The organism is Pseudomonas sp., from assembly GCF_048269965.1.
Classification (GTDB): Bacteria; Pseudomonadota; Gammaproteobacteria; order Pseudomonadales; family Pseudomonadaceae; genus Aquipseudomonas.
Genome location: NZ_JBLWTV010000001.1, coordinates 382810 through 395074 on the forward strand (window position 1 = coordinate 382810; position 12265 = coordinate 395074).

Genomic DNA, 12265 nt, shown 5'->3' on the forward strand with positions numbered 1-12265 from the left:
CCGCCCTACGAGAACGGCTGTCTTCAGGTTTTGCGTGCGACCAGCACGGCGCGGGTCGGCGCGGGTAGGCCTTCGACGGTGCGACTGTGGTCGGCCGGGTCGAGGAACTCCGGCAGCGACTGGAAGCGCATCCACTCGGTGGCGCGTTGCTCTTCCACCGAGGTGGTGCTGACGTCGACGCAGCGCACGTCCTCGAAACCGGCGCGGCGCAGCCAGCGCTCCAGCGCCGGTACCGAGGGCAGGAACCAGACGTTGCGCATTTGCGCGTAGCGATCCTCGGGCACCAGTACCTGCTCGGCGTCGCCTTCGACCACCAGGGTTTCCAGCACCAGCTCGCCGCCCTTGACCAGGGCATCCTTGAGGTCGAGCAGGTGATCGATGGGCGAGCGGCGGTGGTACAGCACGCCCATGGAGAACACCGTGTCGAAGCCCTGCAGCCTGGCCGGCAGTTCCTCGAAGGCCAGCGGCAGGTGCCATACCGGCTGATCCGGCAGGTAGCGCTTCATCGCCAGGAACTGGCAGAGGAACAGCCAGTTGGGGTCGATGCCGACCACGCTGTCGGCACCCGCACCGAGCATGCGCCACATGTAGTAGCCGTTGCCGCAACCGACGTCGAGGATGCGTTTGCCGGCCAGATCCAGATGCGGGGCAACGCGCCGCCATTTCCAGTCCGAGCGCCACTCGGTATCGACATGCACGCCGAACAGGTCGAACGGGCCTTTGCGCCAGGGAATCAGCCCTCGCAGGGCGGTATCAAGCTGCGAGCGGCTCGCCTCGTCGCAGGCGCCGCCAAAGGCGAAGCGCTGAACCAGCTCCACTTCGCTCACCGGCAGGTCTGGAAGCGCCTGTACGGCGCCGTACCAGCGCGCCAGGTCGCCGTGACCAACGGCCAGCTTGGCGTCGAGTTGGCCGGGCAGGTCGGCCGCCCACTCCTGCAGCGGGGTGCCGGCCAGTTGCGCCTGCAGGGCATCGAGGTCCAGGTCGCGCATCATGGCAGGGCCACCAGCGAGGCGAAGTTCAGGCACTGGAACCACGGCACCACCTTGCTGAAGCCAGCGGCCAGCAGGCGCTCGCGGTGCTGCTGGAGGCTGTCGGGCAGCATCACTTTTTCGATGGCGCTGCGCTTCTGTGCGATTTCCAGTTCGCTGTAGCCGTTGGCGCGCTTGAAAGCCAGGTGCAGTTCGGTCAGCAGGTCGTGCTCGACTGCATCCTCGAAACGCAGCTTCTCCGAGAGGATCAGCGCGCCACCAGGCAGCAGGACCTGGCGAATGCGCGTGAGCAGCTCCAGGCGCCGCTCCGGCGGGATGAACTGCAGGGTGAAGTTGAGCGTGACCAATGAGGTGGGCTGCAGGTCGAGGGCAAGAATGTCGGCCTCGATCACCTCCACCGGCAGCAACTCCTGGAACATGGCGTCCTGGGCATGCAGGTACTCGCTGCAACGCGCGACCATGGCCGGCGAGTTGTCCACGGCGATCACCCTGCAGCCATCGACGCGCACGTGGCGACGCAGCGCCTGGGTCACGGCACCGAGCGAGGCGCCGAGGTCATACAGCGTCGTCTGCGGCTGAGCGAACTGGCCGGCGAGCACGCCGATGTTCTCGACGATGGTCGGGTAGCCGGGCACCGAGCGCTTGATCATGTCGGGAAACACCCGCACCACGTCCTCGTTGAAGACGAAATCGGGCACCTCGGGCAGAGGCTGGGCGAATAGACGATCGGGTTCTTGGCTCACGGCAGTCGCAACGGGTAGCGGAAAAGGCCGGCATTTTAGCAAAAAGACGGTCGCAATCCCCAGGCTACGAGCTGCAAGTGCAGGACAATCCTTTTGCCTCCCCGGGGGAAAGCATGCTTTTGTAGGAGCGGATTTATCCGCGATATTCGCGATGAATTCGCTCCTACACGTTCATGCGATTGTCCTGGCTGCAAGTGGAAACCTTCGCTGGCTGCCTCAGGCGTTCTGGCGCTCGAACGCCGAGGCGGCAATGCCCCACTGGCCGAGCCAGTAGGTGAGGATGATGGCGTACGGCGCGGCGTCGAAGCTGGTGACGAAACGGTCGATGCCGATCAGGCTGTCGGACAGCACGAAGAGTGTCGCGCCGCCAGCGGCGAGCCAGGTCGAACGTGGCTGCAGCTGCGGCTGGCCGATACGAGCCAGGGCGCGCCAGAGCATCAGGCTGATTGCCGTGGCATAGCAGGCCACCGGGATCAACAGCTCGCCCAGGCCGCTGCTGGCCAGTATGGCGAACATTGCGCCACCGGCGACCAGCGCCAGCAGCAGGGCGGGCAGAGCCGGTTGCCGGCTGTCGGAGCAGTAGGCGCGCAGGTAGGCCAGATGGCCGAGCAGGAAGGCGCCGAGGCCGAACACGAACAGATCACCCGGCCAGTCCAGCAGGATGTCGCCGGCCAGGGAGAACACCAGGCCGATGCCGATCCAGCGGCGATAGGTGCCCACCGGCGCCTGGCGCAGCCAGAGCAGCAGGGCGATCACCGGGATGCCCTTGGTCAGCAGGCTGAGCTGCGCATCGCCGGTGATCCGGCCGTAGAGAAATACCGCAGCACCCACCAGACCGAGCAGCAACCAACGCATAGCAAGACTCCCTTCGTTATTGGAATGGCGCGACTATGCCCAGCGACCGAACGGATGCCAATGCGAGGGGTGCCAAATCGAGGGGCGGATCGTGCCGCTACTCGACGTCACCGGCAGTATTGGGCAACGTATGCGTTCGTTTAGGAGAAGCGCATGTCGATATCGCCACCTGTCACCGAGCTGATCGCGCGGCTATACCACGAGGAGTCACGGCGCGTGCTCGCTACTCTGATCCGCCTGCTGGGTGACTTCGACCTGGCCGAGGAGGCGCTGCACGAGGCATTTCGCAGCGCGGTCGAGCAATGGCCGCAGGCAGGTGTACCGGACAATCCGCGTGCCTGGCTGGTCTCTGCCGGACGCTTCAAGGCCATCGACAGCCTGCGTCGGCAGCGTCGCTTGCAGCCGCTGGATGAACAGGTCGAGTTGCCATATGAGAGCGGCACCGAGGGGGACGAGCTGCTCGAAGACGACCGCCTGCGCCTGATCTTCACCTGTTGCCACCCGGCGCTGGCCAGTGACGCCCAGGTGGCACTGACCCTGCGCGAGGTATGCGACCTGAGCACCGAGGAGATCGCCCGCGCCTTTCTCTCCAGCCCGTCGACCCTGGCCCAGCGCATTGTGCGGGCCAAGGCCAAGATTCGCGACGCGCGCATCCCTTACGAGGTGCCGGGACGCAGCGAGCTGCCCGAGCGCCTGGAGGCGGTGCTGCGCGTTGTCTATCTGGTGTTCAACGAAGGCTACTTCGCCAGCTCCGGTGATTCGCTGACCCGCAGCCAGCTGTCCGACGAGGCGATTCGCCTGGGCCGTTTGCTCTTGGAATTGCTGCCCGAGCCGGAAGTACAGGGGTTGCTGGCGCTGATGCTGCTGCACGAGTCGCGTCGTGCTGCGCGCAGCGGCGTCGATGGTGAAGTGATCCTGCTGGAGGCTCAGGATCGAGGCCTGTGGAATCGCGAGCTGATCGCCGAAGGCGAGGCCCTGGTGTTGCAGGCGCTGCATTCGCGACGTTTCGGCCCTTACAGCCTGCAGGCGGCAATTGCTGCGGTGCATGCCGAAGCGGCCAGCCTGGAGCAAACCGATTGGGTGCAGATCGTCGGTCTGTATGACGAGTTGCTGCGGCAGCAGCCTTCGCCGGTGATCGAACTCAACCGCGCCGTGGCGCTGGCCATGCGTGACGGTGAGCAGGCAGGGTTGGAGGAAATCGACCGTCTGCTCGCTACCGGCGAGTTGGACGGTTACCACCTGGCCCATGCGGCGCGGGCCGACCTGCTGCGTAGACTGGGCCGCCGTGAGCAGGCGATTGCTGCCTACCGCCAGGCCCTGGCGCTGGCGCAGCAGGGGCCTGATCGGCAGTTTCTGCAGAAGCGGCTGGAAGAGCTGGGTGCCTAGCACCTGTATCCGTTGCCCGGGGGGATGACGTACTCCCGGATTGCATCCGGGCTTGTAGGGCTGCACGTAGGGTGTGCTGCGCGCACCAGCATTATTGTGCGCGCAGGAGGTGCGCACGGCGCACCCTACGGTGGTGTCGGGCTTAGCCCGCCACCAGTACGCGAATCGCTTCCAGGCGCAGGGCGGCCTTGTCGAACATCGCCAGGCTCTGTTCGCGCTGCTCGCGCAGGGCGTCGATCTCGCTGTCACGCACGCTCGGGTTGACCGCACGCAGGGCGACCAGGCGCGCCAGTTCCTCGTCCAGTTCGGCGATCAGGCGACGCTTGGCTTCGGCTACACGCTCGACGTGACGCGGCGTGACCTTGGCTTCGGCGTCGTTGATCTGCTTGGCCAGAACATCGCGCTGGGCCTGGACGAACTTGTTGGCGCTGGCGCGCGGCACGCTTTCCAGCTGATCGTTGAGGGTCTCGAAGCCGACCTTGGCGGCCAGATCGTTGCCGTTGGCGTCGAATAGGCAGCGCAGCGCCGCCGGTGGCAGGAAACGCCCCAGTTGCAGCTTGCGCGGGCCAACGACTTCGCTGACGTAGAGCAGCTCCAGCAGCACGGTGCCTGGCTTGAGCGCCTTGTTCTTGATCAGCGCGACGGCGGTGTTGCCCATCGAGCCGGACAGCACCAGGTCCATGCCGCCCTGCACCATGGGGTGTTCCCAGGTGAGGAACTGCATGTCTTCGCGGGCCAGGGCCTGCTCGCGGTCGTAGGTGACGGTCACTGCCTCGTCGTCGCCCAGCGGGAAGCTGGCGTCCAGCATCTTTTCGCTGGGGCGCAGGATCAGGGCGTTGTCGGAGTGGTCTTCGCTGTCGATGCCGAAGGCGTTGAACAGCTCTTCCATATAGATCGGCAGGGTGAACTGATCGTCCTGCTCGAGGATGGCTTCTACCAGCGCCTCGCCTTCACCGGCGCCACCGGAGTTCAGTTCCAGCAGACGGTCGCGGCCGCTGTGCAGCTCGCCTTCCAGGCGGATGCGCTCGGCGGTGGCTTCGTCCACCAGTTGCTGCCACTCGCCGTCATCGCCGTTTTCCAGCAGCGGCAGCAGGCGCGGGCCGAACTGGTGCTGCAGGGCGTTGCCGGTGGGGCAGGTGGCGAGGAAGGCGTTCAGCGCCTGGTGGTACCACTGGAACAGGCGTTCCTGCGGGCTGTTCTCCAGGTAAGGCACGTGCAACTGGATGCGGTGCTTCTGGCCGATGCGGTCGAGACGGCCGATGCGCTGCTCGAGCAGGTCCGGGTGGGCCGGCAGGTCGAACAGCACCAGGTGATGGGCGAACTGGAAGTTGCGGCCTTCGGAGCCGATCTCCGAGCAGATCAGCACCTGTGCGCCGAATTCTTCGTCGGCGAAGTAGGCGGCGGCGCGGTCGCGCTCGAGGATGCTCATGCCTTCATGGAACACCGTGGCGGGGATGCCGGAACGCACGCGCAGGGCGTCTTCCAGATCCAGCGCGGTCTCGGCGTGGGCGCAGATCACCAGCACCTTGAATTTCTTGAGCATCTTCAGGGTGTCGATCAGCCATTCGACGCGCGGGTCGATGCGCCACCAGCGCTGTTCTTCATCGACATTGTCCTGCGCCTGGTAGCTGACTTCCGGGTACAGCTCGGCATGCTCGCCCAGCGGCAGTTCCAGGTATTCGTCGGGGCTCGGCAGCGGGTAGGGGTGCAGTTCGCGTTCGGGGAAACCCTGAACGGCGGCGCGGGTGTTGCGGAACAGCAGGCGGCCGGTGCCGTGGCGATCCAGCAGCTCGCGTACCAGGCGCGCGCGCGCTTCGTTGTCGCCGGTATCGATGGCGTCGAGCAGCGCGCGCCCTTCATCGCCGAGGAAGCCGCCGATGGCATCGCGCGCCTGGGCGCTGAGCTTGCCCTGGTCGAGCAGTTCCTGCACCGCTTCGGCCACCGGGCGGTACTGGCTGCTTTCGGCGCGGAAGGCTTGCAGATCATGGAAGCGGTTGGGGTCGAGCAGGCGCAGTCGGGCGAAGTGGCTGTCCTGGCCGAGCTGTTCCGGGGTGGCGGTGAGCAGCAGCACGCCGGGGATGACCTCGGCCAGTTGCTCGACCAGCGCATACTCGGCACTGGCCTGCTCCGGGTGCCAGACCAGGTGGTGGGCTTCGTCGACCACCAGCAGGTCCCAGCCGGCGGCGAACAGTGCGTCCTGGGCCTTCTCGTCATCCTTCAGCCATTCCAGGGCGACCAGCGCCAGCTGGCAATCCTCGAAGGGGTTGCTGGCGTCGCTTTCCATGAAGCGCTCGGCGTCGAACAGGGCGACATCGAGGTTGAAACGACGGCGCATTTCCACCAGCCACTGGTGTTGCAGGTTTTCCGGCACCAGGATCAGCACACGGCTGGCGCGACCGGAGAGCAGCTGGCGATGAATCACCAGGCCGGCTTCGATGGTCTTGCCCAGGCCCACTTCGTCGGCCAGCAGTACGCGCGGGGCGATGCGGTCGGCCACTTCGCGGGCGATATGCAATTGGTGGGCGATCGGTTGGGCGCGCGCACCGCCGAGGCCCCAGAGGGAGGACTGCAGCAGGCGGCTGTTGTGTTCGAGGCTGTGGTAGCGCAGGGCGAACCAGGCCAGCGGGTCGATCTGGCCGGCGAACAGGCGGTCGCTGGCGAGGCGGAACTGGATGAAGTTCGACAGCTGGGTTTCCGGCATGGTCACCGGCTGATGCTGGGCATTGAGGCCGTGGTAGACCAGCAGGCCGTCGACGTCTTCGACCTCCTGCACGGTGAGTTTCCAGCCCTCGAAATGGGTGATCTCGTCACCCGGGGCGAAGCGCACACGGGTCAGCGGAGCATTGCGCGTAGCATACTGGCGGGTTTCGCCGGTGGCCGGGTAGAGCACGGTGAGCAGGCGGCCGTCCTCGGCGAGGATGGTTCCCAAACCCAATTCCGCTTCGCTGTCACTGATCCAGCGTTGCCCCGGTTGATATTGCGCCATGCCTGTCTGTCTCCCGCGTGAAAAAGCCGGCTATGTTAACGGAAGCCGAGCTGCGGCCAAAGCGGTCGTGGCACTATTGCCGTGCGGCTTAGTCAAAAGTGTAGCGAGCGCCGGCTAAAGTCGCGGCTAACGGGGCCGACAGCCTGACCAAAGGAGGTGCTGCAACGTGCTACCGCCTATCCCCCATAGCCTGGTGCCGGTCACTGCCACGCAGGACGTGATCAAGCCCAAGCCCGAGATTCCTCCGGTGACCCCGGCCGAGAGCAGCGCCAAGGAAAGTGCGCTGAGCCTCGACAAGCGCCACCCGCAGGAAACCGAGGAGCTGCTGCGCGAAGAACAGCGCCGCCGCCAGCGGCGTGGCTACACCCCTGAACAGTTGGCCGAGGCCGAGCCAGAAGAGGTGGAGCAGGCACTTGGTGATCTGCCCCGGCAAGGGCTGTGGGTAGACGTTGAAGTCTGAGACACTCTTTTCATTCTCTCGCGCGTAGATTGCCATGCTGTTCGCCGATCTCTTGCCCGTACTCGCCGATGCCGAGTTGGACTATCTGCCCGGCTGGGTCGACGCTGCCCTGGCCGACAGCTGGCTGCATGCGCTGGTCGAGCAAACGCCCTGGCAGCAACCCGAGTTGTTCATCCATGGTCGCTATCACCGAACGCCACGGCTGACGGCCTGGTACGGCGACCCCGAGGCGCGCTATCGCTATTCCGGGACTATCCACGAGCCCTTGCCCTGGACGCCCTTGCTGGAAGATATTCGCCAACGGGTCATGAAGACCGTCGGACAACCGCTCAATGCGGTGCTGCTCAATCATTACCGCGACGGCCAGGACTCCATGGGCTGGCACAGCGATGCCGAGCCGGAGCTGGGGCGTGATCCACTCATCGCCTCACTCAACCTGGGCGGCAGCCGACGTTTCGACTTGCGCCGCGTCGGCAGCACGCGCATCGAACATTCACTGACGCTGCAACACGCTTCGCTACTGGTCATGCGCGGGCCGACCCAGCATCATTGGCAACATCAAGTGGCGAAGACGCGCCAAGCCTGCGCGCCACGCCTGAACCTGACCTTTCGCCTGATCCGGTTTCCGCTATGAGCCATGACGACAAGCTGATCGATTTCGCCGCCGAGCGCGACAAGCGTATCCACGACCTCAACGACAAGCGCCTCAACGAGATGCGCCAGGTCTTCGAGCAGGTCTTGCCGATCGGCAAGGCCAAGAAGAAGTCCAAGGGCAAACCCAAGAAGCGCTGAAATTACCGCCATTCGATCATCATGCACGGCTGCCAGGCCGTGCTGCCCGCCTCGCACCCCCTCGATTTCTTGACCTGGGTCAGTATTGCCCCTGACCCAGGCGCGCCTGCTCGTTGGCCATTGATCCAGATCAATTTGTCCGCCACCAGCGCTGATAACGTGAAGCCATCCCAGACAGACAGGCACAACAGGAGGCAGCCATGTTCGTCGATACAGTGGTTCTCGCCGGAGTCGGCACCGTACTTCTGATGGTCGCGTTCTTCGGGGGTGTTGGTTACTTCATCTGGAAGGATGCGCACAAGCGCAAGCAGAGCTAATCCTTCCAGTTCAATGGGCACGCAAGGCAATTCGGGCGACTTCGGTCGCCCTTTTTTTATGTGCGCGCCGGCCACCTGAGATCGAGGCACCTTCTGGACATAAATGCTTAGCTAGCTAATAATTGAGTTTCGCATGGAGGCGCAACCCAATCGCTACAGCTATGTTCAGAGCTGAGATTCTTTCAGGTAGCCACCGTGCGTGATTCCTTGCTGGCGTTTCTGGCGCCAAGCTCGCAAGCCGTCCAATTCGCCATCAAGACCCTGCTCGGCGGTGGTCTGGCGTTGTGGTGCGCGCTGCGTTTCGGTCTGGAACAGCCGCAATGGGCGCTGATGACCGCCTTCATCGTCGCCCAGCCGCTGTCCGGCATGGTGGTGCAGAAGGGCCTGGCGCGGCTGCTCGGCACGCTGGTCGGTACCTTCATGGCCGTGGTGATGATGGGGCTGTTCGCCCAGGCGCCGCTGCTGTTCGTGCTGGCATTCGCCCTGTGGCTGGCGCTGTGTACGGCATCCTCGACCATGCTGCGCAGCGCCTGGTCCTACGCCTTCGTGCTGGCCGGCTACACCGTGGCGATCATCGCCTTGCCGGCCATTGGCAAGCCGCATGTGGTGTTCGATGAGGCCATCGCCCGCTGCACGGAAATCTGCCTGGGCATCATCTGCGCGACCCTGAGCAGCGCCTTGCTCTGGCCGCAGCGCGTCGAACGGCAACTGGCGCAGCAGGCGCGCAACGCCTGGCAGGCCGGCGTTGCGGCGTCGCGCCAGGCGCTGGCGGGTGAGGCCGACTCGCGGCAAGGCTTGCTGGAAGTGCTGGCGCGCATCGTCGCCGTGGATGCCCAGCGGGAGCACGCCTGGTTCGAGGGCGCACGCGGTCGCCAGCGTGCCGTGGCGCTGCGGGTGCTGAGTCGCGATCTGCTCGGTATGTTGCGCCTGGCCCGCGGTGTGGCGCGGCAGTGGCGACAGCTGAGCAGCGGCGAGGCACAGGCTGTCGCGGCCTGGCTGCAAATGGTGGATGAGCGCCTGCAGCAGGAGCAGCCATCAGGCTTGCTGGAACTGGTCGAGCAACTGCGCCAGACAGCGCAGGACGAAGAACTGAGCAGTGGCCAGCAGCTGTGCCTGGAGCGGCTGATGGTGCTGCTGCTGCGTGTAGAGGATGCCAGTCGTGCCTTGCGCGCGGTCGAGGAGGGCAGGGCACCGGCCGATGCACCACGCGCCTTGTCCTGGCACTACGATTGGCAGGCCGCGCTGGTCTATGGCTCGCGCAGTGCGTTGACCTTCCTGACCCTGGCGGCGTTCTGGCTGGCCACTGGCTGGACCCACGCCACCGGCGCGCTGCTGCTGGCCTGCGTGGTCTGCAGCCTGTTTGCCCGCCTCGAGGCCGCGCCGCAGATCGGCATGATGTTCCTGCGCGGCATCTTCTACGCGCTGCCAGTGGCGTTCTTCGTCGGGCAGATTCTGATGCCGCAGATCGATGGCTTCGTGATGCTCTGCATGGTGCTGGGCGTGCCGCTGTTCTTCGGTGTGCTGGGCATGGCCAAGCCGGCGACGGCCGCCACCTCCACCTCGTTCTGCCTGCACTTCATCGTGCTCTGCCTGCCGGCGCCGGGTGTCGGCTACAACGTCGAGTTCTTCCTCAACGAAGCGCCCGGCATGCTGATGGGCGTCGGTTGTGCGGTGATGGCCTTCAAACTGGTGGTGTTACGCAATCCGGTCTGGCATGGCCGCCGCCTGATGCAGGCGATCCTGACCGACCTGGGGCGTCTGACCCGCCGCGACCTGGGCCGCGCCGAAAACTGGTTCGGCGGGCGTATGGCCGACCGTCTGCTGCAGTTGGCGCGGCACTATCCGGCGCGGCCGGATCAGGCGCGCAGCCGCTGGGACGATGGCGTGGCCGGCCTCGATCTGGGCGATGAGCTGCTGCATCTGCGCAAGTGCCTGGCCAATGCCGATGCCGGCCTGGCACGGTCGCAGCAGCGTTTCCTGGAACACCTCGATGAGGCGCTGGAACGAGGCCCCGCGCAGGGCCGTGAAGACGATCTGAATGCAGCGGTGGCCGAACTGCAGGAGTCCCTGCGCGCCTGCACGCCAAGCATCGACAAGCGCCTGGCCGAGGCGGCGCTGTTGCAGCTGCAGAGCGGCTGGCGCCACTGGTGCCAACTAAGAGGAGGGGCTAATGGGTTTGCATGAATGGTCGCTGGGCGGCGTTTTGCTGAGCCCGATGGCGGCCTACGCGCTATTGGCGCTGCTGCTGACCGGCGTGTTGCGCCTGGGGCTGCAGCGCATCGGGCTGTCGCGCTGGATCTGGCACGAAGCCTTGTTCGATTGTGCCTTGTATGTCTGCGTGCTGGCGGCGGTAATCGCCGTCCTGGCGTATTGAGGAGATTAAAGTATGCGTTCGACCATCCGAGTCGGCATCACCCTGGCCATGGTGGCGGCGGCGATCTTCGCCGGCTCGTGGATCTGGCAGCACTATATGTATTCGCCCTGGACGCGCGACGCCCGGGTGCGTGCCGACGTGGTGACCATCGCCCCGGACGTGTCCGGCTGGGTGGTCGAGCTCAAGGTGCGCGACAACCAGCAGGTCAAGGCGGGCGACCTGCTGATGAGCATCGACCGCGACCGCTATCAGGCAGCGGTGGAGAAAGCCAGGGCGGTGGTGGATATTCGCCGCCAGCAATTGAGCCTGCGCGAGCATGAGGCTTCGCGCCGCTCCCGCCTGGGCGCCCAGGCCATCAGTGCCGAGCTACTGGAGAACGCACAGATCAATGCCGAGATGGCGCGCAGCGAATACCGCGAAGCGCAGGCTGATCTGCGCGTGGCCGAGCTGAATCTGGCACGCAGCGAAGTGCATGCCCCACGCGATGGGCAGATCACCAATCTGGTGCTGGCCCAGGGTAACTACGTGAATGCCGGGCAGGCAGTGATGGCGCTGGTGGACACCCAATCGTTCTACGTGCAGGCGTATTTCGAGGAAACCAAGTTGCCGCGCATTCAGGTCGGTGCGCCGGTGGAGGTCTGGCTGATGGGCGGTGATCAGCAGCTTCGCGGCCAGGTCGAGAGCATCAGCCGCGGCATCACCGACCGCAATGCCAGCCCGGACGGGCAGTTGCTGGCCGATGTCGAACCGACCTTCAACTGGGTGCGCCTGGCTCAGCGCATTCCGGTGCGCATCAAGCTGGATCAGGTGCCCGAGGGGTTGGTGCTGAGCGCCGGCATGACCGCCAGCGTGCGGGTGGAGTAGGGCGTTTTCGATACTGTGGGAGGGGCTTTAGCCGCGACAACCTGACCATTTCAGCCTGATCGCTCCCACGCTCCGCGTGGTAGCACAGTCCAGGACGCTCTGCGTCCGCTGCGGTTCAGGCAGCGTCCAGTATCGCCAAGCAGGACGCCGAGCGTCCCAGGTGCAGGTGCCCACGCAGAGCGTGGGTACCATCACCATTTCAGCCTGATCGCTCCCACGCTCCGCGTGGTAGCACAGTCCAGGACGCTCTGCGTCCGCTACGGTTCGGGCAGCATCCAGCATCGCCAGGCAGGACGCCGAGCGTCCCAGGTGCAGGTGCCCACGCAGAGCGTGGGAACCATCACCATTTCAGCCTGATCGCTCCCACGCTCCGCGTGGTAGCACAGTCCAGGACGCTCTGCGTCCGCTGCGGTTCAGGCAGCGTCCAGTATCGCCAAGCAGGACGCCGAGCGTCCCAGGTGCAGGTGCCCACGCAGAGCGTGGGTACCATCACCATTTC

The 12265-nt window shown here is 65.3% G+C and carries 12 protein-coding genes; 8 read left to right on the top strand and 4 right to left on the bottom strand.

Annotated features, from left to right (window positions below):
• Positions 1 to 23: 23 nt before the first annotated feature.
• The 3 genes from cmoB to ACN0X6_RS01875 all read right to left on the bottom strand — a co-directional run bounded on the left by cmoB (position 24) and on the right by ACN0X6_RS01875 (position 2587).
• Positions 24 to 992: a tRNA 5-methoxyuridine(34)/uridine 5-oxyacetic acid(34) synthase CmoB gene (cmoB, locus tag ACN0X6_RS01865; protein WP_417701600.1), complete on the bottom strand. Its 969-nt coding sequence runs from the start codon at positions 990 to 992 to the stop codon at positions 24 to 26.
• Positions 989 to 1732 carry a carboxy-S-adenosyl-L-methionine synthase CmoA gene (gene cmoA / locus ACN0X6_RS01870; protein WP_417701602.1) on the bottom strand — a complete coding sequence of 248 codons (744 nt, stop codon included), beginning with the start codon at positions 1730 to 1732 and terminating at the stop codon, positions 989 to 991. The genes cmoB and cmoA overlap by 4 nt, the downstream gene beginning before the upstream one ends.
• Positions 1733 to 1948: 216 nt before the next feature.
• On the bottom strand, positions 1949 to 2587 hold the full coding sequence (locus tag ACN0X6_RS01875; RefSeq protein WP_417701604.1) for a lysoplasmalogenase: 639 nt from the start codon (positions 2585 to 2587) through the stop codon (positions 1949 to 1951).
• A 153-nt stretch (positions 2588 to 2740) separates the two neighbouring features.
• Here ACN0X6_RS01875 and ACN0X6_RS01880 point away from each other — a divergent pair, with 153 nt between their 5' ends.
• Complete coding sequence (locus ACN0X6_RS01880; protein ID WP_417701606.1) at positions 2741 to 3973, top strand: RNA polymerase sigma factor; 1233 nt, start codon at positions 2741 to 2743, stop codon at positions 3971 to 3973.
• A 142-nt stretch (positions 3974 to 4115) separates the two neighbouring features.
• Here ACN0X6_RS01880 and rapA read toward each other — a convergent pair whose 3' ends face one another.
• Positions 4116 to 6959, bottom strand: coding sequence for an RNA polymerase-associated protein RapA (rapA, locus tag ACN0X6_RS01885; protein WP_192981276.1), 2844 nt, complete (start codon positions 6957 to 6959; stop codon positions 4116 to 4118).
• Positions 6960 to 7125: 166 nt separating this feature from the next.
• Between rapA and ACN0X6_RS01890 the strand changes: the two genes are divergently transcribed.
• The 7 genes from ACN0X6_RS01890 to ACN0X6_RS01920 all read left to right on the top strand — a co-directional run bounded on the left by ACN0X6_RS01890 (position 7126) and on the right by ACN0X6_RS01920 (position 11766).
• On the top strand, positions 7126 to 7419 hold the full coding sequence (locus tag ACN0X6_RS01890; protein ID WP_143511228.1) for an aspartate-semialdehyde dehydrogenase: 294 nt from the start codon (positions 7126 to 7128) through the stop codon (positions 7417 to 7419).
• 34 nt (positions 7420 to 7453) lie between these two features.
• Positions 7454 to 8053 carry an alpha-ketoglutarate-dependent dioxygenase AlkB family protein gene (locus tag ACN0X6_RS01895; protein ID WP_417701608.1) on the top strand — a complete coding sequence of 200 codons (600 nt, stop codon included), beginning with the start codon at positions 7454 to 7456 and terminating at the stop codon, positions 8051 to 8053.
• On the top strand, positions 8050 to 8211 hold the full coding sequence (locus ACN0X6_RS01900; protein WP_417701610.1) for a hypothetical protein: 162 nt from the start codon (positions 8050 to 8052) through the stop codon (positions 8209 to 8211). The genes ACN0X6_RS01895 and ACN0X6_RS01900 overlap by 4 nt, the downstream gene beginning before the upstream one ends.
• A 200-nt stretch (positions 8212 to 8411) precedes the next feature.
• Positions 8412 to 8528, top strand: a complete 117-nt coding sequence (gene ccoM / locus ACN0X6_RS01905) for a cytochrome c oxidase subunit CcoM (protein ID WP_017361612.1) — start codon at positions 8412 to 8414, stop codon at positions 8526 to 8528.
• 195 nt (positions 8529 to 8723) lie between these two features.
• Complete coding sequence (locus ACN0X6_RS01910) at positions 8724 to 10712, top strand: FUSC family protein (protein WP_417701611.1); 1989 nt, start codon at positions 8724 to 8726, stop codon at positions 10710 to 10712.
• A complete protein-coding gene (locus tag ACN0X6_RS01915) occupies positions 10699 to 10902 on the top strand; it encodes a DUF1656 domain-containing protein (RefSeq protein ID WP_417701613.1) in 204 nt (67 codons plus the stop codon). Before ACN0X6_RS01910 ends, ACN0X6_RS01915 begins: the two co-directional genes overlap by 14 nt.
• Positions 10903 to 10914: 12 nt before the next feature.
• A complete protein-coding gene (locus ACN0X6_RS01920; protein WP_417701614.1) occupies positions 10915 to 11766 on the top strand; it encodes an efflux RND transporter periplasmic adaptor subunit in 852 nt (283 codons plus the stop codon).
• Positions 11767 to 12265 lie beyond the last annotated feature (499 nt).

Coding starts and splice junctions, on each gene's coding strand:
- ACN0X6_RS01875 (WP_417701604.1), bottom strand. CDS start 2,587: ATGCGTTGGTTGCTGCTCGGTCTGGTGGGTGCTGCGGTATTTCTCTAC.
- ACN0X6_RS01915 (WP_417701613.1), top strand. CDS start 10,699: ATGGGTTTGCATGAATGGTCGCTGGGCGGCGTTTTGCTGAGCCCGATG.
- ccoM (WP_017361612.1), top strand. CDS start 8,412: ATGTTCGTCGATACAGTGGTTCTCGCCGGAGTCGGCACCGTACTTCTG.
- rapA (WP_192981276.1), bottom strand. CDS start 6,959: ATGGCGCAATATCAACCGGGGCAACGCTGGATCAGTGACAGCGAAGCG.
- ACN0X6_RS01920 (WP_417701614.1), top strand. CDS start 10,915: ATGCGTTCGACCATCCGAGTCGGCATCACCCTGGCCATGGTGGCGGCG.
- ACN0X6_RS01900 (WP_417701610.1), top strand. CDS start 8,050: ATGAGCCATGACGACAAGCTGATCGATTTCGCCGCCGAGCGCGACAAG.
- ACN0X6_RS01895 (WP_417701608.1), top strand. CDS start 7,454: ATGCTGTTCGCCGATCTCTTGCCCGTACTCGCCGATGCCGAGTTGGAC.
- ACN0X6_RS01880 (WP_417701606.1), top strand. CDS start 2,741: ATGTCGATATCGCCACCTGTCACCGAGCTGATCGCGCGGCTATACCAC.
- cmoB (WP_417701600.1), bottom strand. CDS start 992: ATGATGCGCGACCTGGACCTCGATGCCCTGCAGGCGCAACTGGCCGGC.